The organism is Azospirillum lipoferum (genome assembly GCF_024170005.1).
Lineage (GTDB): Bacteria > Pseudomonadota > Alphaproteobacteria > Azospirillales > Azospirillaceae > Azospirillum > Azospirillum lipoferum.
Genome location: NZ_JALJXJ010000008.1, coordinates 257,863 through 278,779, shown reverse-complemented (window position 1 = coordinate 278,779; position 20,917 = coordinate 257,863). Strand labels below are relative to the sequence as shown.

18 protein-coding genes are annotated in these 20,917 nt (G+C 67.2%); 9 read left to right on the top strand and 9 right to left on the bottom strand.

Going from position 1 to position 20,917, the window contains the following annotated elements:
• Positions 1-45: 45 nt before the first annotated feature.
• Positions 46-1,296: a formyl-CoA transferase gene (frc, locus tag J2848_RS19530; protein WP_149234535.1), complete on the top strand. Its 1,251-nt coding sequence runs from the start codon at positions 46-48 to the stop codon at positions 1,294-1,296.
• Between the two features lie 134 nt (positions 1,297-1,430).
• Here frc and J2848_RS19525 read toward each other — a convergent pair whose 3' ends face one another.
• The gene (locus J2848_RS19525) at positions 1,431-1,577 is read right to left on the bottom strand and encodes a hypothetical protein (RefSeq protein ID WP_246194320.1); all 147 of its coding nucleotides are present in this window, start codon (positions 1,575-1,577) and stop codon (positions 1,431-1,433) included.
• Positions 1,578-1,847: 270 nt separating this feature from the next.
• On the bottom strand, positions 1,848-2,264 hold the full coding sequence (locus J2848_RS19520; RefSeq protein WP_149234537.1) for an HRDC domain-containing protein: 417 nt from the start codon (positions 2,262-2,264) through the stop codon (positions 1,848-1,850).
• A gap of 201 nt (positions 2,265-2,465) precedes the next feature.
• Here J2848_RS19520 and J2848_RS19515 point away from each other — a divergent pair, with 201 nt between their 5' ends.
• The gene (locus J2848_RS19515; RefSeq protein ID WP_149234538.1) at positions 2,466-3,488 is read left to right on the top strand and encodes a hypothetical protein; all 1,023 of its coding nucleotides are present in this window, start codon (positions 2,466-2,468) and stop codon (positions 3,486-3,488) included.
• 113 nt (positions 3,489-3,601) lie between these two features.
• Positions 3,602-3,814 (top strand): hypothetical protein, encoded by a 213-nt coding sequence (locus J2848_RS19510; protein WP_149234539.1) that lies wholly within the window; start codon positions 3,602-3,604, stop codon positions 3,812-3,814.
• 42 nt (positions 3,815-3,856) lie between these two features.
• On the opposite strand, the gene J2848_RS19505 is transcribed toward J2848_RS19510, so the two are convergent.
• Positions 3,857-4,336, bottom strand: coding sequence for a ferritin-like domain-containing protein (locus tag J2848_RS19505; RefSeq protein WP_149234540.1), 480 nt, complete (start codon positions 4,334-4,336; stop codon positions 3,857-3,859).
• Between the two features lie 177 nt (positions 4,337-4,513).
• On the opposite strand from J2848_RS19505, the gene hrpB reads away from it, so the two are divergent.
• Positions 4,514-7,102 (top strand): ATP-dependent helicase HrpB, encoded by a 2,589-nt coding sequence (gene hrpB / locus J2848_RS19500; protein WP_149234541.1) that lies wholly within the window; start codon positions 4,514-4,516, stop codon positions 7,100-7,102.
• 166 nt (positions 7,103-7,268) lie between these two features.
• Here the strand turns inward: hrpB and J2848_RS19495 are convergent, their stop codons facing one another.
• Both J2848_RS19495 and J2848_RS19490 read right to left on the bottom strand, forming a co-directional pair.
• The gene (locus J2848_RS19495) at positions 7,269-8,570 is read right to left on the bottom strand and encodes an NAD(P)/FAD-dependent oxidoreductase (protein WP_149234542.1); all 1,302 of its coding nucleotides are present in this window, start codon (positions 8,568-8,570) and stop codon (positions 7,269-7,271) included.
• A complete protein-coding gene (locus tag J2848_RS19490) occupies positions 8,567-9,193 on the bottom strand; it encodes a TetR/AcrR family transcriptional regulator (RefSeq protein ID WP_149234543.1) in 627 nt (208 codons plus the stop codon). Before J2848_RS19490 ends, J2848_RS19495 begins: the two co-directional genes overlap by 4 nt.
• A gap of 258 nt (positions 9,194-9,451) precedes the next feature.
• Here J2848_RS19490 and lepA point away from each other — a divergent pair, with 258 nt between their 5' ends.
• On the top strand, positions 9,452-11,254 hold the full coding sequence (gene lepA, locus J2848_RS19485) for a translation elongation factor 4 (RefSeq protein ID WP_149234544.1): 1,803 nt from the start codon (positions 9,452-9,454) through the stop codon (positions 11,252-11,254).
• A 36-nt stretch (positions 11,255-11,290) separates the two neighbouring features.
• Here lepA and J2848_RS19480 read toward each other — a convergent pair whose 3' ends face one another.
• Positions 11,291-13,810 (bottom strand): S8 family peptidase, encoded by a 2,520-nt coding sequence (locus J2848_RS19480; protein WP_211103306.1) that lies wholly within the window; start codon positions 13,808-13,810, stop codon positions 11,291-11,293.
• Positions 13,716-14,723: an AAA family ATPase gene (locus J2848_RS19475; RefSeq protein ID WP_246194322.1), complete on the bottom strand. Its 1,008-nt coding sequence runs from the start codon at positions 14,721-14,723 to the stop codon at positions 13,716-13,718. The genes J2848_RS19480 and J2848_RS19475 overlap by 95 nt, the downstream gene beginning before the upstream one ends.
• A gap of 316 nt (positions 14,724-15,039) precedes the next feature.
• Here J2848_RS19475 and J2848_RS19470 point away from each other — a divergent pair, with 316 nt between their 5' ends.
• Positions 15,040-15,636 (top strand): hypothetical protein, encoded by a 597-nt coding sequence (locus tag J2848_RS19470; RefSeq protein WP_149234546.1) that lies wholly within the window; start codon positions 15,040-15,042, stop codon positions 15,634-15,636.
• 63 nt (positions 15,637-15,699) lie between these two features.
• On the opposite strand, the gene J2848_RS19465 is transcribed toward J2848_RS19470, so the two are convergent.
• Positions 15,700-16,788: an asparaginase gene (locus tag J2848_RS19465; RefSeq protein ID WP_149234547.1), complete on the bottom strand. Its 1,089-nt coding sequence runs from the start codon at positions 16,786-16,788 to the stop codon at positions 15,700-15,702.
• A gap of 50 nt (positions 16,789-16,838) precedes the next feature.
• A complete protein-coding gene (locus J2848_RS19460; protein WP_149234548.1) occupies positions 16,839-17,054 on the bottom strand; it encodes a hypothetical protein in 216 nt (71 codons plus the stop codon).
• 159 nt (positions 17,055-17,213) lie between these two features.
• Here J2848_RS19460 and J2848_RS19455 point away from each other — a divergent pair, with 159 nt between their 5' ends.
• The 3 genes from J2848_RS19455 (at position 17,214) to J2848_RS19445 (ending at position 20,913) form a co-directional block, all read left to right on the top strand.
• Entirely contained in the window at positions 17,214-18,137 is a 924-nt protein-coding gene (locus J2848_RS19455; protein ID WP_149234549.1) for a LysR substrate-binding domain-containing protein, read from the top strand.
• On the top strand, positions 18,134-19,081 hold the full coding sequence (locus J2848_RS19450) for an SH3 domain-containing protein (RefSeq protein WP_149234550.1): 948 nt from the start codon (positions 18,134-18,136) through the stop codon (positions 19,079-19,081). Before J2848_RS19455 ends, J2848_RS19450 begins: the two co-directional genes overlap by 4 nt.
• Before the next feature lie 62 nt (positions 19,082-19,143).
• A complete protein-coding gene (locus J2848_RS19445; protein WP_149234551.1) occupies positions 19,144-20,913 on the top strand; it encodes a DUF3369 domain-containing protein in 1,770 nt (589 codons plus the stop codon).
• Positions 20,914-20,917: the final 4 nt, after the last annotated feature.

The following is a 20,917-nucleotide window of genomic DNA, read 5'->3' as shown; positions in this document are numbered from 1 at the left end:
CAAGAGACGAACTGAAACAACGCGAAATAAGGGAGTGTTGCAGTCATGACCAAGCCGCTCGAAGGCATTAAGATCATCGACTTCACCCATGTGCAGGCCGGCCCCGCCTGCACCCAGCTTCTGGCCTGGTACGGCGCGGACGTCATCAAGGTCGAACGTCCGGGTGCGGGCGACGTCACCCGCAGCCAGCTGCGCGACATCCCGGATGCCGACGCGCTCTATTTCACCATGCTGAACAGCAACAAGCGCTCCCTGACGCTGGACACCAAGACGGCCGAAGGCAAGGAAGTCCTGACCCGGCTGATCAAGGAATCGGACGTCCTGGTCGAGAATTTCGGCCCCGGCGCGCTGGACCGCATGGGCTTCAGCTGGGACAAGATCAAGGAACTGAACCCCGGCATGATCGTCGCCTCGGTCAAGGGCTTCAGCGACGGCCACCATTACCAGGACCTGAAGGTCTATGAGAACGTCGCCCAGTGCGCCGGCGGTGCGGCCTCGACCACCGGCTTCTGGGATGGCCCGCCGACCGTGTCCGCCGCCGCTCTCGGCGACAGCAACACCGGCATGCATCTCGCCATCGGCATCCTGACCGCCCTGATGGCCCGCACCAAGACCGGCAAGGGCCAGAAGGTCGCCGTGTCGATGCAGGACAGCGTGCTGAACCTCTGCCGCGTCAAGCTGCGCGACCAGCAGCGCCTGGACCGCGTCGGCTATCTGGAGGAATACCCGCAGTATCCGCACGGCAAATTCACCGACGTGGTTCCGCGCGGCGGCAATGCCGGCGGCGGCGGCCAGCCGGGCTGGGTGCTGAAGTGCAAGGGCTGGGAGACCGATCCCAACGCCTACATCTACTTCACCATCCAGGGCCATGCCTGGGCGCCGATCTGCAAGGCGCTGGGCCGCGAGGAGTGGATCGACGATCCGGCCTACAACACGGCGCTGGCCCGTCAGGACAAGATCTTCGACATCTTCGCGATCATCGAGGACTGGCTGAAGGACAAGACCAAGTTCGAGGCCGTCGACATCCTGCGCAAGTACGACATCCCGTGCTCGCCGGTTCTGTCGATGAAGGAGATCGCCAACGACCCGTCGCTGCGCGCCAGCGGCACCGTCGTCGAGGTCGACCACAAGCAGCGCGGCAAGTACCTGACCGTCGGCAGCCCGATCAAGTTCTCCGACATGACGGTCGAGATCACCGGCTCCCCGCTGCTCGGCGAGCACACCGACGAGGTCCTGGCCCAGCTCGGCTACAACAAGGACCAGATCGCCGCCATGCACGACGCCAAGGTGGTCTGAGGGACTTTGCCCCTACCCTGACCCTCCCCCACCCAGCGGGGAGGATCAGGCAGGGACAATCAGGACCACCCCACAAACGACAACGGCGCCCCACCAGGGCGCCGTTTCCTTTCCCGCAACTCCCACCCCGGCCGTTACGCCTTCCCGCTGCGCTTCAGATCGTCGAGGATCTCTCCCGCCCGGTTGGTCAGGGTGCGCGCCAGCCGGTCGTAATGGCCGTTGCCGGTCATGCGGGCACGCCGGGCAGCTTCCGCCCCCAGCTGTGCCAGTTCCTGCGCCATCTTCCGATAGTCCGGGACTGCGGTCCAAGCCATATCCGCCCGGGCCACATCAGTCTGGGCCACGTCCGCGGCGCCACGACTCTTCGGATGATCCTTCGAAGCCACAACCGCCCCATCCACCGGTGCCAGCGAAGGGTGCATCCTGGCATACTGGAACACTCGAACCAACCGACGCTTACGGCAGCACCGGCACAGCCTTTGGCTGTGACCAGCCCTGCCGAACCGGATAGGCCGCCGCCCGGCGAAAAGCCCGTCGGTCGATCAGCAGGTTCAGTCGATCAGCAGATCCAGCGTCGAGCGCACCACCTGCACGATCTCCCCGCCATGGGGCGAGGCCGTCAGACCGCGGGCATTCACGATGATCGCCAGCTCATGCTCCGTCGTCGGGGCGAAGCGGGCGATCTCCTGCACCAGATCGTCGGCCAGAATGGCGTCGCGCGTCACCCCGGCCTGGGTCGCGGCCTTGTCGCGCCAGCCGTTCAGCGCGGCGGCTATGGCGGCCTCGATCTGCTGCGATTCCTCCTTGCGGCGAAGGTCGGTGAACAGCACCAGCACGCGCCACGCCCCGTCGGCATAGGCGGTTTCGATGCGCTGGATCTCGACCGTCCGCAGGAAGGCGGACAGCTGTGCCTGGGCCTCTTCGGCGGCGGCGTCGGGAATGGAGAAGGTGCGGATCTCGGTGCTCATCGCCCAATCCTGTTGTAAGGGGCCGCCCCTGCTGTCAGGCCCTCTTCTGTGGTCGGAGCCTACACAGAAATGGGGCGTTCGGCAAATCGGGACCCTGTGACGGAGATGCTCCAGGACCTTGGGGATACCCCCAATTACCGCGTGTCGTTTAGCCTCCCCCGCGCGTTGTGGGAATAGCCGCAGCACGCCCGGAGACGCCCGATGTCCGATCTCGCCCCGCAGGAGCCCCAGCCGCAGCCGGAACCGCAAGCCCTCCCTCCCCATGCCGGGGATACCACCGGTGCCGCAACACCGCGGCGCGGCCGGCGGCGCTGGTGGATTCTGGGCAGCGGGCTGCTGCTGGCGCCGCTGGCTCTGGTCGGGCTGGCGGTGCTGGCGGTCCTGTGGACCGGCTCCCAGCTCTACGACCAGCCTTTCGCCTGGTACAACCTGAACCGCATCAACGCGGTGGCCGAGCGGGCGGCGCGCACCCCGGATTCGGTGCTGGTGGTGGCGCTGGGCGACACTGCGCTGCGCGACGCCACGCTGGACGAGCGCGGCATGGCGAAGATCGCCGCGGAGCGTGGCGTGCCCAACCTGGAATTCCTGCGCATCGTCCACCGGCAGGCGCAGTTCGCCGATTTCGAGCCGCTGCTCGACCGCCTGATCGCGGTGAAGCCGACGCTGATCCTGATCGACCGCAATCTGCTGACCGCCAGCCGCAGCCCGGTGGACGAGTTGCAACGCTACGGCAACGGCCTGATGCGCCTCTATCGCGGACAGACCTATGTGCAGGATCAGATGGCTCTGCAATACCGGCACGGCTGCGGCCCGACCCCGTCGGCCTGGCTGACCGGCGGGTCGCCCGGCGCCGTTGCCGGCTCCACCGCCACCGAGCGGCAGGTCCGCGCCTTCATCGACCGCGCCTGGGCCGCCGGCATCCGCGTCGCCCTGATCGAGGTGCACAGCCGTCCGGCCCGGCAGGCTCCCAGCCTGATCGCCACCGCGTCCGCCGCCGAACCCGCGTCCTCCGCACTGCCGCTGTGGAACTATGGCGGCGCCACCGCGGCAGCGGACGACGACGAGGACGCCGCTCCCGCCGCCGCCTGCGATCAGGCCAGCGCCGGCGGCCGCAACGCCTTCTCCGTCTGGCTGACCGGCGGCATCGCCGGTGCGCTGGCCGGTGCCCAGCCCGACCGCATGCCCGGCCGCGCCGCGGTGACGGAGGCTGCATCGCTGCCGTAATGCCGCCCCCAAAATGATGCAGTGCAACCGTCTCTCGCTCTTTCCGCCTTCCGGTTAAACCACTTTTTGTTTATGGTTTTCCTGTCGGGCGAGTCGCAACAGGAGACGGATGCATGGCTTCCATCATGATCAAGAAGGCCGGCGAAGGGCTGGTCTCGCAGGCCCACCGCAACGCCGACGTCGGCCCGACCAGCGGCAGTTCGGTCGTCTACGAGATCCAGAACGTGCCGGGCAGCGTCAGCGTCGACGACGTGATCGCCGCCTTCAAGACCTACCAGCCGGCCGACAAGGTGTACGAGATCGACTGGTCCGCCCTGTCAAAGTAACGAGGGAAGGGGGCAGCCAACGCCCCCTTCCTCATCCTGCCCCTACTCCTGCCCCTGCAAGGCCGGATAGCGCTTGGCCCACACCTCAAGCTGGGCGACATGCTCGGCCTCTTCGGCGGCGAACTCCTCGGCCATCATGCGGACCTCGGCATCGGTGGTGGTCTTCGCCACCTCGGCGTAGAAGGCCTGCCCGCGCCGTTCGCTGTCCAGCGCCAGTTCCAGCGCGTATTCCACCGTCATCAGATAGTGCGACCCCTCCATCGAGGCCGCTTCCGGGCTGTCGCCGTCCGGCCATTGGAAGTCTTCCGGCGCCAGATCGGGGATCTTGCGGAAGCCCGACCGTTCCCGCGCCTCGGCCAGATGCAGGCGCGAGAATTTCGCCATCTGGCCGAAGAAGGCCGCGACCTCCTGGTTGCCATAGGTCTTCATCGCCTCCGACAGGTCGGCGAAGCGGGTGGCGGCGTCCTCCTCCAGCGCGCAGGCGTGGGCGAGGAACAGGGCGGCGTCGTGGATATCGGTCATGGATCCCTGTGAAGTGCGAAGAAGCCCGACGACGGCAAAACCATACAGCCTATGCGGTCATCGGTCCCGCCCCGCTGCACCCTGCCCCGCCCCTGCGACCTTTTGGCGCGCGCCTCGCCCTCCGTCGCCCGAAAACCATTGCCTTTCCCGCCGGTTCGCGGCAGCAGACTCCCCCTCATGAGCAAGCCCGCCTTCCCGCCCCTTCCCCCCCTCCCGATCGATCCCGTCCTGCCCGCCCTGCTGGAGGCGCTGGACCGCCGCGGCACCGCCGTGCTGCAAGCCCCGCCGGGTGCGGGCAAGACCACCCGCGTGCCGCTGGCCCTGCTGGAGGCCGCTTGGCTGAAGGGCCGCAAGATCCTGGTGCTGGAGCCGCGGCGCCTCGCCGCCCGCGCCGCCGCGCGCCGGATGGCGTCGATGCTGGGAGAGGCGGTGGGCGAGACCGTCGGCTACCGCGTCCGCCTGGACACCAAAATCGGCCCGAAGACGCGGATCGAGGTGGTGACCGACGGCCTGTTCCTGCGCCAGCTTCAGGAGGATCCGGAGCTTCCCGCCGTCGGCGCCGTCCTGTTCGACGAGTTCCACGAGCGCGGCATCGACAGCGACCTCGCCCTCGCCCTGGTGCAGGAGGCGCGCGGGGCGCTGCGCGACGACCTGCGCCTCGTCGTGATGTCGGCGACGCTCGACGCCGCCCCGGTCGCCACCCTGCTGGCCGACGCCCAAGGCCCCGCCGCGATGGTGACCAGCGAGGGCCGCGCCTACCCGGTCGAGACCCGCCACCTCGACGCGCCCGCGCCCACAGGAAGAATGGATGGCACCCGCATTGAGGACGCCGTCGCCGCCGCCGTCCGCCGCGCCCTGCGCGAGGAGCCCGGCAACGCCCTGGTCTTCCTGCCCGGCGTCGGCGAGATCCGCCGCGTCCAGTCCCTGCTCGACCAGTCCGACCTGGGGCCGAACACCGTCATCGCCCCGCTCTATGGCGACCTGTCGGCCGAGGCGCAGGACCGCGCCATCTCCCCCACCCCGCCCGGCCAGCGCAAGATCGTGCTGGCGACCTCCATCGCCGAGACCAGCCTGACCATCGAGGGCATCCGCATCGTGGTCGACAGCGGGCTGATGCGGGTTCCGCGCTTCGACCCGCGCGGCGGCATGACCCGTCTGGCGACGGTGAAGGTCAGCCAGGCCTCGGCCGAGCAGCGCCGCGGCCGCGCCGGCCGTCTGGAGCCCGGCGTCTGCTACCGCCTGTGGCCGGAGGCGACGCACAAGGCGCTGGCCCCCTTCACCACGCCGGAGATCGCTGACGCCGACCTTGCCCCGCTGGCGCTGGAGCTTGCGGTGTGGGGCGTCTCCGACCCCGCCAGCCTGTCCTGGCTCGACCAGCCACCGGCCGCGGCGATGGCCCAGGCGCGCGAGCTGCTGACCAGCCTCGGCGCACTCGACAAGGCGGGAGCGATCACCCCGCACGGCCGCCGCATGGCCGGCTTCGGCGTGCATCCGCGTCTGGCCCACATGATGCTGGCCGGCAAGGCGATGGGCCAGGGCGCGCTCGCCTGTCTGGTCGCGGCGCTGCTGGGCGAGCGCGACATCGTCCGCTCCCAACCGGGTTTCCGCGACGCCGACCTGCGCCTGCGCGTCGATCTGCTGCGCGGCGAGGAGCGCGGCGGCCAGGGCGCGGCGCGCGGCCTCAGCGTCGACCGCGGCGGGGCGCAGCAGGCGGTGAAGCAGGCCCGGCAGTGGCGCCGCCAGCTTGGCGTGCGCGACGACGACGCGATGGATTCCAACGCCGTCGGCATCCTGCTGGCGCTCGCCTATCCCGACCGCATCGGCCAGCGCCGCCCCGGCGGCCAACCGGGCGGCGTGGCGGCGCAGTACCGCCTGTCGGGCGGGCGCGGCGCCTATTTCCAGCAGGCCGAGCCGCTGTCGGCCGAGGAATGGCTCGCCATCGCCGACCTCGACGGCGCTGCCCGCGAATCGCGCATCTTCCTGGCCGCCCCGGTCACGCTGGCCGATCTGGAGGAGAGCTTCGCCGACGACATCCGCACGGAGACCATCGTCGCCTGGGACGCGCGCGAGCAGACGGTGCTGGCGCGGCGGCGGCGCATGCTGTTCGCCCTGATCCTGAAGGACGAGAAGCTGGCCAAGCCGCCGACCGACGCGATGACCGCCGCGATGATCGAGGGCATCCGCGCGCTCGGCCCAAGCTGCCTGCCCTGGACCGACGAGCTGCGCAAATGGCGCACCCGCGTGATGTTCCTGCGCAGCCGCGAGGGCGACGCTTACGGCTGGCCCGACCTGTCCGACACGGCCCTGATGGACGGTCTGGAGGAGTGGCTGGCCCCCTTCCTCGACGGCGTGTCGCGCCGCGCCCATCTGGAGCGCATCGACCTGTCGAGCGCGCTCCGCGCCCTGCTGCCCTGGGAGCTGAAGACCCGCCTGGACGCCGAGGCCCCGACCCATGTCGAGGTGCCGAGCGGCTCCCGCATCCCCATCGACTATGACGGCGAGGAGCCGGTGCTGGCGGTGCGGTTGCAGGAGATGTTCGGTCTGGCCGAGACCCCGCGCATCGCCGGCGGCCGGGTGCCCTTGCTGCTGCACCTGCTGTCTCCCGCCCGCCGCCCGGTCCAGGTCACCCGCGACCTCGCGAGCTTCTGGGCCAACGCCTACAAGGCGGTGAAGGCGGATTTGAAGGGCCAGTACCCGAAACACTACTGGCCCGACAACCCGCTGGAAGCGGAACCGACCGCGAGGGCGAAGCCGAGGGGACGGTAAACGGCCTGCCCTGCACCGCAACGCCCCCAATCCCCTCTCCCCCTGGGGAGAGGGTCAGGGTGAGGGGGCAGCAAAGGCGCCAGCCTTTGCCAGGAGATCGCGAAGGGGCAGCATGCCCCTTTGCGGCGCGCCGAAGCGCGCCCGTCGGGACCGTGCGAAGTCCGGTTCAGGTGATGCGGATCGAGGGCTGGGTGAGGGCGTTCAGGCGTTCGGCCATCCACAGCAGCCCCGCATTCGCCGGACCATGCAGGGCCAGTTGATGCCGCCGGTACAGGGCTGCGTGGCTCAGCTGCGCAAAGCGCCCTTCGACGAATCCGCCAGGGAAGAGACCGAAGCGTCCCAAAGTGCCGAAGGCATTGTATTCGCCAAGCGATACCAGGGCGCCCAGGTCCCGGAAGACGAAGGGGGGAACCGGCCGGCGCTCGCCCACCCAGGACGGCAGGTGCGCGACGAGATGCAGCGCCTGCTGATTGGCGACCTGCGCCGTCGACGGCAAGGGACGCTCGGCACCCTCCGGGATGAGGCTGCTGCAGTCCCCGACGGCGAATATGGCCTCGTCGTTCCGGGCCTGGAGGTTGGGCGCCACCACGATCTGATGTGCACGATTGAGTTCGAGGCCGCAATTCCCGACCGCTTCGGACGCACGGATGCCGGCAGCCCAGACCTTCAAATCCGCCTCGATCCTTTCCCCGCTTTCCAGGCGATAGCCCCCGGCGTCGGCACCGACGATCTTGACGCCGACACGGACATCAACGCCAAGTCCGCGCAGTTGTTCGGTGGCGGAAGCGGCAACCCGCTCGGGAAATGCCGCAAGGATGCGCGGTCCGCTTTCCAGCAGGGTGATGCGCAGGCGGCTCCGGATGTCGACCTCGCCATACCCCCCGGCCAGCTCGACCATCCTGGTCAATTCCGCCGCCAGTTCGACCCCGGTCGCCCCACCGCCGCCGATGGCGATGCGGATTTCGTCACCATGCAGGAAGCTGCGGCCGACATGGGTGCGCAGTTTGTCGTTGAAGGCGTCGGCTTCCCTTTGGCTGTCGATGAAATGGCAATGCTCGGCGACGCCGGGGATGGCGAAATCATTGGCGCGGCTGCCCGTCGCAAGGATCAGAAGGTCGTAATCGAGATCCCGCGCATCGGCGATCACCTCGCCGTTCGCCTGCAGCGGCGCCAGACGGAGCCGTCGTCCCTCGCGATCAAGACCCGCCATCTCTCCGGGTATATATTTGAAGTGATGCGAACCGGCATGGACGAGGAACTGGACCTGCTGCTGGTAGATGTTCCAGGTGCCGGCCGCGAAGGTGTGCAGCATCGGCTTCCAGACATGGGTCGGGCTGCGGTCGATCAGGCTGATCTGTGCGGTTCCCCGTCGGCCCATGACATGGCCGAGGCGCGTCGCCAGGATCAGACCGGCGACGCCCCCGCCGACGATGCGGATATGGGGAATGGCGGAAGACGACGGCTTCATGCGGTGGGTCTCCACAGGATGGTAAGGACCGCCTTGATGGATCGCGCGATCCGCGGCCGATCGATCGCCGGGCTGTAAACCGAACGCAGGGTCAGGCCGGAGAGCAGCAGAGCGAAGATTTCCAGGCGCACGCGGCTCTCCGGGTCGTCGACGTCCGCAATCGCCGTTTCCCCCCGCGCCTCGGCCAGCGTAGCGAACTGCTGGGCCAGCCGGCGGTCGCTCTCCTGCAGCATGGCCGCGACCCGCGGATTTCTTGCGCCCTCCGAGGCGATCTCAAGCATCAGCGCGACACGTTGAGGGTCGAGGATACGGTTCAGGAGTTCGTCCATGAGCCGATGCATCGCATCCAGGAAGTCCCCTTCCCCTTCATCCCGTGCAAGCAACTGCATAAGCTCGGAGAAGTCGCCCTCTTCCTGCTTGACGATCGCCTCGACGATCGTCTCCTTGCTGTCGAAATAGTGATAGATGTGGCCTGAACTCATGCCGGCCGCCTGCGAGATGCGGGCGATGCTCGTGCCATGGAACCCTTCCCGGCGGAAACACTCGGCTGCCGCATCGATAACTTGGCGGCGGCGCATGTCGGCCTTGGGTTCGGCCCTAGGTTCGGCTTTCTGCGGCCTCATCACGATGCCTTTCCTGACGTCGTCCGTTACCCGACAAATTTAGAGTGTTTGTTCTAGAATGAATAGTCAACCTAATTTCCGGAGCATTGGAACAGTGAACACCCCGCCGAAAAACGTTCCATCCCGTTCCATCCGCCCCACGCCGCGCTGTCCCGCAACCGCCCGTACGCCCTGCGCGGCGCCCACCGACACACCATCATTGCGCCCATCCCCCGTCCGCCCTATGTTCCCGGCAAACTCTCGCTTGTTTGGGCCCCGATGACTGACCTCTCGCACATCCGCAATTTCTCGATCATCGCCCACATCGACCATGGCAAGTCGACCCTTGCCGACCGGTTGATCCAGCAGTGCGGCGGCCTCGACGCGCGCGAGATGCGCGAACAGGTGCTCGACAGCATGGACATCGAGCGCGAGCGCGGCATCACCATCAAGGCCCAGACCGTCCGCCTGCTCTACAAGGCCGAGGACGGCAAGCAGTACACGCTGAACCTGATGGACACCCCCGGCCACGTCGACTTCGCCTATGAGGTCAGCCGCTCCTTGGCCGCCTGCGAGGGCTCGATCCTGGTGGTCGACGCCTCCCAGGGGGTGGAGGCGCAGACGCTCGCCAACGTCTATCAGGCGATCGACAACAACCACGAGATCATCCCGGTCCTCAACAAGATCGACCTGCCCGCCGCCGAGCCGGAGCGGATCAAGCAGCAGATCGAGGACGTGATCGGGCTCGACGCCTCCGACGCGGTGGAGATCTCGGCCAAGTCCGGTCTCAACATCGGTGCTGTGCTGGAGGCGGTGGTCAAGCGGCTGCCGCCGCCCAAGGGGGATGCCGATGCGCCGCTGAAGGCGCTGCTGGTCGACAGCTGGTACGACCCCTATCTCGGCGTCGTCATCCTGGTGCGCATCGTCGATGGCGTGCTGAAGGTCGGGCAGAAGGTGCGCTTCATGGCCGCCGGCTCGGCCCATGACGTCGACCGCGTCGGCGTGTTCACCCCGAAGGCGCTGCTGACCGGGGAGCTGCGGCCGGGCGAGATGGGCTTCATCACCGCCGCCATCAAGGACATCACCCAGACCAAGGTCGGCGACACCATCACCGACGATCGCAAGCCGGCGACCGAGGCCCTGGCCGGCTTCAAGCCGTCCATCCCCGTGGTGTGGTGCGGCCTGTTCCCGGTCGATGCCGCCGATTTCGAACGGCTGCGCGACAGCCTGGGCAAGCTGAAGCTGAACGACGCCAGCTTCCATTACGAGGCGGAGACGTCGGCGGCGCTGGGCTTCGGCTTCCGCTGCGGCTTCCTCGGCCTGCTGCATCTGGAGATCATCCAGGAGCGGCTGGAGCGCGAGTTCAACCTCGACCTGATCACCACCGCGCCGTCGGTGGTCTACAAGCTGACGATGACCGACGGGACGGTGCGCGACCTGCACAATCCGGCCGACATGCCCGACGTGATGCGGATCGACCACATCGACGAGCCGTGGATCAAGGCCACCATCATGCTGCCCGACGAGTATCTCGGCGGCGTCCTCCAGCTCTGCACCGAGCGGCGCGGCCAGCAGATCGAACTGACCTACGCTGGCGCCCGCGCCATGCTGGTCTACCGCCTGCCGCTGAACGAGGTGGTGTTCGACTTCTACGACCGGCTGAAGTCGATCAGCCGCGGCTATGCCAGCTTCGACTACCAGATGGACAGCTACGAGGAGGGCGACCTCGTCAAGCTGTCGATCCTGGTGAATGCCGAGCCGGTGGACGCCCTGTCGATGATCGTCCACCGCAGCCAGTCCGAACGCCGCGGCCGCCAGCTCTGCGAACGGCTGAAGGAGCTGATCCCGCGCCAGCTGTTCAAGATCGCGGTGCAGGCCGCCATCGGCGGCAAGATCATCGCCCGCGAGAGCATCAGCGCCATGCGCAAGGACGTGACCGCCAAGTGCTACGGCGGCGACATCAGCCGCAAGCGCAAGCTGCTGGACAAGCAGAAGGAAGGCAAGAAGCGCATGCGCCAGTTCGGGCAGGTAGAAATCCCGCAGAGCGCCTTCATCGCGGCGCTCAAGATGGGCGACGAGTGAGGAAAACGGAAAGGCGGGCTCAGGCCCGCCTTTTCTTTATCGGATCCGCTGCCTTGGGGTGAGGCGCTGACGGACTTGGTTATAGACCTCGTTCACGCCGGGCATCGACAGGGTGACGGCCAGCCCATAGGGAACCGGATCGTCAATCGGTGTTCCCTGGTCGAGTTCCCGTTGGACGACCAACCGGACGGTCATATTTTCGGTAACGGCTGGAGCGCGGTTGCCCTCCCAACGGCGCGATAGGACCGTACCCCGCCGCACTTGGTTATGGTCCGGTTGGGCCGGTGCCGGTTTCATAGCAAGCGTCGCCAGATGGTCAGGATCAAGAAGGTTCAACCGCACTGACCGATAGCTACGCCGGCCCGGCTGAACCGGAGTGAACCATGCCAGAGTTGCCCATAGGCCATGCGGGCGGGCTTGGCCGCCGATACAGGTCGGAATGGGGATCTCGACGACCGCGGACTGTTCACTGGGCAACATCCCGACCGCCCAGAAAGTGGCGCGATCAGCCGCGCAAGCAACCGCATCATCGGGATCCAGAACCCCGTAGCCAAGGAAGCGGCGAACATTGTCCTTCTGTCGCACATGCTGTTTCGGATCGCTCGGCCCCAACGTTTCCCGAATGAGCAGCGCACTGCTTTCCGGCCAGCGGGCGGGATGCACCATCAACGCCTTGAGCAGCACGGCGCGCCGATGCCGCGGCAATGCCGTGAATGATTCGCCGTAGGCATCCTCCAAAGCATCATGGATGCGGTGACAGGTTCGGGAGCCGAGGGCTGTTGCCGCGCTGGTGCCGTTGGTGTAGCGCTCGGTGGCTTCGTTGCCATCGACCGGTGGGGCTGCAACCTTCAGCCCGAACGCTCTCGCAACGCCTGCCGGCGCAACGGACATATTCCCGCCACTTGCCCGAATCCGCAGATGTTCACGCGATCCCGGCATCAGAAAATCGGGCTTGATCGACCGGGCGAAGCCGGGACCGACCCGGCTGGACGGATTGGACATCCGATGTTCGGGATAGGGTTCGACGTTGATGCCGACCGTACGCCGCTCGTGCGCCGGTACCGCATCGACATTTGCCGCTCCCACCGTCAGCCCGTTGAGGGTTTCCGCGGGCGAAATCAAGCGCCGCTCCGCGATTTTATCGTTCAATGCGGACAAGACGCCACGGGCACGCGCAGTCCCATCCGCCCCTTCGAATTCCATGGAACCCGCGAAGGCCGGCACAGTGAACGCATCCGTGGCGTTCCCGGCACTTACCAGAAACAGCACTCCGAATCGCCATGCCAATCTGTCCAAAAGGCGACCCCATGGCGACATCTGCCCGTGGAATGGGCGTTTCCTGTTCCCCAGTGACATATTTACGATAAGAACACTTGGTGCAATGCTCTCAGGACCATGGAGTGCGTAGAGCGCTCGATACATCACATCGATGATCAACCGGTCCTTGGGCAAGCCCTCGTCTCTTCCGTCCCACCCCATCACGGGAAGGGCCAGGATACGGCGCGGTAGCGGAGCCTCCAGGCGGTTCCGATCACCATGCACGATCAGCGACGCCATGGCCGTTCCATGCACACGGTTGGCGACCGGCGTGTCCGGTTCCAATTCGAACAGGTCCAGCACCTCCAGGCGGTCGGCGAGCAGAGGATGGCGTGCGATGGGAACACCATCGAGCAGCGCAAGGATCGGGGGCTTTTCCGGTACCGGACCCGGGCGCAGTGGTTCGGTCACCGGGTCGGCAATATCGATGGACGGCGCCAAGCTCTGCGGCCGGATGTGCCACACCGCATTGAGTCCGAGGATCGATTCCGGTGACCGCTCAACAATCGACCGGACAGCTACAGCCGGAAGGGACACCAGCAGGGCATGATACGCAATGTCTTCAACGTAAGCGCGATGGGCGATTCGACCGCCATAGGTGAGGATGGAATCCGAAACAGCGGCTTCATAGCTGATGGCGCGCTCGGGTTTATCTGAAAATACCAGTTCGACTTCCAGAAGGATCAGATCGTTATCCGGACGCCCTTCAATCTCTTCCTCCAGGAAAGTCTGCTCCTCCTCGCTCAAGCGGTCGTCAGGCCCCCACGTCCGCAGATCGCGCAACAGATCAAACACTTTAGCCCAAGGTTTTGAGGCGTCCAGACGACCTGCGCTCCATCGCTTCCACGAGGACAGGATCTGCTCCATCGCCTGCGCATCGGGAACCAGCAGGTACGCGACCGGAGCCTTATCCCCTTCGTCGCCTTCAAGTTCCTCCTCGTCGATGAAGTCCAGACCGGCGATCTCATTGACCGCTTTGGCGAACTCTTGGATCGAACCGCGAACTTCGAACACCAGCAACCGCTCCGGTGCCAGTGCGGTGGGATCGGCCGTTAGTTCCAGTGCGCCCGGACGGGCCATGACCTCCGCCAAACGCTCAAATTTCGGTCCAAGCTTCTGAATCTGGTCGGCGCGTGGGAATGCTTTAGGAGGTGGGAGGAACTTCTTCGAACCTTTTTGGCGGTCGCCGTTTGCTTTGGGCGTCAGGCGCAGAAGTGGTTTGGTCGGATCGCTCGGCATCGCTCTCGGTCGGCTTGATACGCGACGCCCAAAGGTCAGATTCCACCTTCACGGCGTCATCGATCTGAATTTCTCCTAAACCGAGTATATAGCGTCGCCTAACATTTTGACAGTATTCACGTGCTTCGGCATAGCTGATCTTGCCAAGCACACGAACGATCCCTTTTGCTCCCACCTTCGGCTTCTCAGGCCACTGACCGATCAATCGCTCCACATAAGCTGTCAACATACTCTGGTCTGGCGCAGGAAATCCAAGCCGTAGCTGGAACCGCCGCCATACGGCTCTATCCAGCAGTTCCGCATGGTTGGTTGCAGCCACGACGATGACATAGCTCGGCAGTTGATCCAGTTGCATCAGCAGGAAGGAGACAACGCGCTTGATCTCGCCGGTCTCGTGGGTATCTCCGCGTTCTTTGCCGATGGCGTCGAACTCATCGAAGAACAGCACGCAAGGCTGGGTGCGGATGTAGTCGAAAAGCTTGCGCAGCCGGGTGTTGGTTTCTCCCAGATAACTGCCGATCAACGAGTCGTAACGCACCACAAAGAAAGGCATCCCCAGCGACTCGGCAATCGCTTCGGCGAATGAGGTCTTGCCATTTCCGGGCGGTCCGGAGAGGAGAACGCGGTGCCGGGGTTCCAAGCCATGGGCTCGCAGAACGCCAGCGCGGAAATGCTCTTCGATCAATTGGTCCGCATTACGGCGAACAGGAAGAGGAAGGATCAGTTCGTCGAGCCGGACGGTCGGCGTGATCTCAAGAATGGCATCGCGGCCTCCACCAGTCGGCATGGACGTCGATGTCAAAGGCGGTGGTGTGACGGCAACCGTGCTTAGCGCGCGTTGAAGACGGTCGGCCAGAATATGATGGCTTTTGGCGCGCTCGTCGGCAACGATCGCCTCGACCGTCGACTTCAACGTTTCCCGCTCACCAGCTATACCGGCGCGGACAAGGGATACAAGCAGGTCACTTCGAGCCATTGAGACACGCCACGCGAAGAAAGATAAGTTGGATACTCGCCGAGAGCCACTTTAGCAGGAATGAGATAGGGCGTCTCTCTAACCGCACCATCTTGCGCCGCGGGTGTAGCTCTTCGGAAGGCGGGTGGAACGAAGGCCGGTGAATTCAACACAAGCAGACGCAACAAAACGGCCGCCCGGGTGTCATCACACCTAGGACGGTGCCGTGCCCGCGCGGCATCTCCCCTGTTTTGGTTCAATCCGGGAGGATGACATGCGCAAGTTTCTCACCGCCGCGGTTCCGGCCCTGCTGCTGATGGCCACCGCCACGCCCGGCCATGCCCAGACCAGTGGTTCCCCCAGGTCCAACGCCGTCGCCAACGGCACGATGGACAGCGGCGCCCGCGACGTCCAGGCCAGCCGGGACATGATCGGCAAGCGGGTGGTCCACCGCCATGGCGGCCCGGTCGCCGGCACCATCCAGAACGTCACCACCGGCTCCGACGGCCAGACGATGGTCGAGCTGAAGCTGGCCAAGTCCGGCCAGTCGGTCATGCTGCCCCCGGCCTCCTTCGAGCGGCGCGGCAAGCAGGTGGTCGTCATGCAGGACCAGATGGAGCTTCAGCAACTCGCCCAATACAGCAGCCAGGCCAACATCGGCTACGGCAGCTCGACCGGCGGCGCCATGGGTAACCAGATGGGAAGCGGTTCGATGGGCGGCATGGGCTCCGGCTCGATGAACCAGGGCTCGATGAATCAAGGCACCATGAACCAGGGCATGAATCAGGAGTCGATGGGGAACGGCTCCATGGGCAGCGGCACGATGAACCGCGGCGCCATGCAGCCGACCCAGCCCGGCATGGGCCAGTAAGCCAAGCCGGCACACAGTGCCGGAGGCGGATGGCCCGGCGCGGCCACCGCCTCCGGACAGGCGTCAGCCCTCGATCACCGTCAGCTCGCCCGCCTGCGGCACCGGCATCGCCGCCTTGACCGCCGCGGCATCCAGTCCGCCGGCCAGCAGGCAGACCAGCTTGGCGTAGCTGGCCTCCGGCGTCATGTCATAGGCGCCGACTGCCCCCACGGCGCCCAGCCCGGTGGCGTAGGCGCCGGGCAGGACGGCGCCGCGCTGCACCTGGGTGTTGTCCATCAGCACGACCCCGGCCTTCACCGCCGCCGACAGGGCGTCGAGGAAATCCGGATCGGTCGGCCCGTTCCCCTCGCCGAAGGCCAGCAGCACCGCACCCTTCACCGCCGGGCTGGTGCCGGTCAGCATCGCCGACACCGTGCTCGCCCGGATGCCGGGATAGAGCCACAGCATGACGACGGAAAACGCCTCCAGCGCCGCCACCTGGGCGTCCAGCACCGCCAGCCGCCTGGATCTGTTGTCCGGCTCGGCCAGCGAGACACCCTTGTCCGGCATCGGCAGCCAATAGGGCTCGTTGCGGGCGACCACGCTGCCGACGGTGGCGAGCGGCGGGAAGTTCGGCGAATCGAAACCCGCGAAGCGGTTGGCGTCGACCTTGGACGAGCGGTTGCCGCGCAGCAGCTTGGTGTCGAAATAGACGCAGACCTCCGGCACCGGCAGGGTCCCCGCCACCACGATGGCACCGACCAGATTGGCCGGCGCATCGCTCAGCGTGAAGGACAGCGGCACCTGCGACCCGCTGAACACCACCGGCTTCGACAGGCCGGGCAGCAGGAAGGACAGGGCAGAGGCGCTGTAGGCCATGCTGTCGGTGCCGTGCAGCACGACGAAGCCGTCATACTCGTCATAGACCGACAGCAGCCGCCGGGCGATGGCGACCCAATCCGCCGGCTTCATGTTGGAGCTGTCGAGCGTGCGATCGAACCAGCCCATGGTCCAGTTCAGCCCGTCATAGCCCTGCACGCCATGACCGGACAGGCCGGGCACCGACAGGGCGAGCCGTTCGAACTCGGCTCCCGGAACCGGTGCCAGCGCGCCCTCGGGATTGGTCACGCACCCGATGGTGCCCCCGGTGTACAGAACATAGACCCGCGCCATCGCCCGCTCCTCCCGGCATTTCGTCGGCGGCAGGATAGGCGGACGCCCACCTACTTCTCAAGACACAGCCGGCGGGTCGAGACCGGCGCCGGCTCCGCCACGAGACGGCGGGCAGGAGCAGGGGTCGGGATGGGCGCAGCCGGCGGCACCGGGTTGTAGGCAAGGTGGAAGCGCCGCGGCTCCGGCACCTCCGGTGCTGCGGCGGCGGGCGGGTCGATGCGGGCGGCCCCGAGAACCACGCCGGTCCAGGCGGCGAACAGCGACATGATCGGACACTCCATAAGGATTGGAGACCGACAATGGGGCGCGCGCCAATCCCTTGGAAACGAATAGGCATTATGCCGTCATCACGAACCGTGATGACCGCGCCGTTGCGGACCGGGCGGTGCTCTGCTTGAATGGGCGGCAACTTCCGGTGCCCCGTCATGCCCGCCAATCTCGACACCGACCTGCTGCGCGCCTTCGTCGCCGTCGCCGACAGCGCCAGCTTCACCCGCGCCGGCGAAAGGCTGGGCCGCACCCAGGCGGCGGTCAGCCAGCAGGTGCGCCGGCTGGAGGACACGGTGGGCAAGCGCGTGTTCGAACGCGACACCCACGGTGTGCGCATGACCCGCGACGGCGAGGTGCTGCTGGCCTATGCCCGGCGCATGCTGACCCTGAACGACGAGGTGCTGGCGCTGATGCACCGCAGCCCGACGGTGGCGAGCGTGCGCATCGGCACGCCCGACGATTACGCCACCATGCTGCTGCCGGAGGTCCTGGCCCGCTTCAACGCCGCTTATCCCGACGTGATGGTGGAGGTCGTCTGCGACAACAGCCCCGATCTGGTGGCGGAGATCGACAAGGGCCGCTACGACCTGGCGCTGGTGACCCGCAAGGCCGGCGAGGCCGGTGGGGAGCTGGTCCGGCAGGAGCCGGTGTCCTGGGTCGCCCCGCCCCTGGATCCCGCATCGCCGCCGGGCCATCGCCCGGTGGAAAGTCTCGATCCCCTGCCGCTGGCCCTGTTCCCCAAGGGCTGCGTCGTGCGCGACCTCGCCGTCGCCGCCCTGGACGGGATCGGCCGCGACTGGCGCGTTGCCTTCGCCAGCAAGAGCGTCGTCGCCGTCCATGGCGCGGTGATGGGCGGGCTGGGGGTGACGGCGATGGAGGCCTGCACCATCCCGCCCAGCCTGCGCCGCATCGGCGCGGCGGAGGGGTTTCCCGGCCTGCCGGACATCGACATCGCCCTGCACCGCGCCCGCGGCACGGCGCCCAAGCCGGTGCGGCTGCTGGCCGACGCCATCCACGACCTCGTCGGCGGCCAACTGCTCGGCCGCCAGGGAAACCGCCCAATGAATGCCGTGCCATGATTGCCGCGCCGACCCGCCGCCGTCTTCCGGCGCTTGCCCTGCTCCTCGCCTGTGCCGGCACGGTTGCAGCAACCCCGCCGGCGCGGGCGCAGAGCCCCGTCGCCATCGGCGCCCCGCTGACCGGCGAGGTGGTGCTGAACCGCGACATCGAGGTGCGGATCGGCCCCAGCGAGGACGCCCGCATCGTCATGACGCTGAAACAGGGCAAGGCGCTGAACGCGCTGGGCACCCCGCGCGGCACTTATTGGACGGAGGTCGCCATCGGCGGCCAACCCATCGGCTATGTCCCCGCCGACTCCTTGGACCCGGCCCTGATGGTCACCGGCCGGCCGGCGGTGGGCGGCGAGGGACCGCGGCCGCCCAAGCCTGCCGCCAACCAGCCGGCGGACGCCACCCTGCCCCACCGCAGCGCCGCGGTCGTGCCGCGCGCCGCCTGGGACAAGGCGGCGCAGACCCCGGCGGAAGGCTATGTCGTTGCCGCCGGCCCGATCTCCGCGACCGAGATCCTGGCCAACCGCAAGCGGCGCAGCTTCACCCTGCGCAAGGGCGACGTGGTGGCGCTGATCGGGGCCGCCGATGGCGAGGCGACGCTGGCCCTGCCCGCCGGCACCCGCGCCCTGGCGCCGGTCCAGGGGCTTGTCGGGGTCGCCGCCCCCTATCCCCTGCCGGGCATGCCGCCGGTGGAGCCGGGCATGCTCTACGGCATCAAGCTCGGCGAATATGTCAGCTACGCCGAGGGCCTGCGCGCCTGGAAGGAGTTCACCGCCGGCCCGGGCAGCGCCTATCGTGACCTGCCGCCGATGGTCTGGCCGGTGTTCCGCAAGGGCCGGCTGCTGTACGTGGTCGGGGTGGCCCCCTTCACGCGCTTGCAGGTCGACACCGCCTGCGGCACGTTGGCGCAACGCGGACTCGATTGTACGGTGATCGAGCTGGATACGTTTTGATGGGTAACCAGCATCCGGGCCGGCCGCGCCCGTCCTCATGACCCTTTCGGGATTGAAGAGCCATGACCGACGCCGACCCGACCGGACCAGCGGATAAGGCCCGCCCCGATCCGGGCAGTGCCGACGAGGATCTGGTGTTCCTCGACGACGCCGCCCCGGATGAAGCGCCGGAGAACGGCAGTGCCGCGGAGGAGCCGCCCGGCAGCCGCTGGACCATGCTGATCGTCGACGACGAGCCGGAGGTCCATTCGATCACCAAGCTCGTCCTGTCCGATTTCGCCTACAAGGGGCGCAAGGCGCGCTTCCTGTCCGCCCATTCGGCGGCGGAGGCGCGGCGGATCCTGGCGCGGGAAAGCGACATCGCCCTGATCCTGCTGGACGTGGTGATGGAGACGGAGGACGCCGGCCTGCGGCTGGTCCACCATATCCGGGAAGAGCTGCAGAACCGCAATGTCCGCATCATCCTGCGCACCGGCCAGCCGGGGCAGGCGCCGGAGCGGGCGGTGATCCTCGACTACGACATCAACGACTACAAGGCGAAGACCCAGCTGACCGCCCAGCAGCTGTTCACCACCACCGTCGCGGCGCTCCGTTCCTACGAGGACATCGTGGCGATCGACGCCAACCGCCGCGGCCTGGAGAAGATCATCGAGGCGTCGTCGTCGCTGTTCCGCGCCCGCTCGATGAAGCTGTTCGCGGCCGGCGTGCTGACCCAGCTGTCGGGCCTGCTGGGGGTGGGACCGGACGCCATCCTGTGCGTGCAGCGCGGCGGTGCCGGCAGTGGCAGTTCAGGCACCGGCAGCCTGGGTAGCTGCAACCAGCCCGTCAACGACAGTAGTGTCAATGGCCTCTATGTGCTGGCCGGATCGGGCCGGTTCGAAATGCTGATCAACGAGCCCGCCGCCGGCCACGTCGGTCCGGCCGTGCTGGCCGCGGTGACCACCTGCCTGGAAAAGCAGGCGCATGTCTATGCCGGCGACCATTGCACGCTCTACATCCGCACGCCCAACGACCGCGAGACGGTGGTCTATCTGCGCTCCAACCGGCCGCTGTCGGAGTTGGACCGCAAGCTGATCGAGGTCTTCTGCGGCAAGATTTCCGTCGGTTTCGACAATCTGCACCATTACGAACAGCTCTACCGCGCCCAGCAGGGCACGCTGGCGGCGCTGGCCGAACTGGCCGAACGCGGCCGCGGCGCCCTGACACCAGACGGGCTGGCGACGGATGGGACAGGTGCTGAAACGGCGGACGGCGGCCGGTTCAGCCGGTCGCTGCGCATCGCCGCCATCACCGAGCGGATCGCCCGCCGCCTGCATGCCGGCGGTCTTTTCGCCGAGTCGCTGGACGAAGCGACACTGGAGATCATCGGGCTGGCCGCCATCCTGCACGACATCGGCAACGCCGCGGTCAACCCGGCGATCCTGTCGAAGCCCGGCCCGCTCGATGAGACGGAACGCAACGCCATGCAGGCCCACACGGTGGCCGGCGCCAACCTGCTGAGCCAGGCGAGCCATCTGGCCGACGGCCCGACCCACCTGCATCTGGGGGCTGCGGTGGCGCGCTGGCATCACGAGAACTGGGACGGCACCGGCTATCCCGACGGCCGCACCGGGGCGGCGATCCCGCTGTGCGCCCGCATCGTCGCCGTTGCCGACGCCTATGACGCCATGACGCGCGACCGGCCCTACCGTCCGGCGCTGGGCCGCGATCACGCTGTGAATGAAATCCGCCGGCTGGCCGGCCTGCGCTTCGACCCGGCGGTGGTCGATGCCTTCCTCGCCGTGTTGCCGGACATCGATCCGCCCGGATCCGGAGCGGATCCGGCAGCCTGACAGG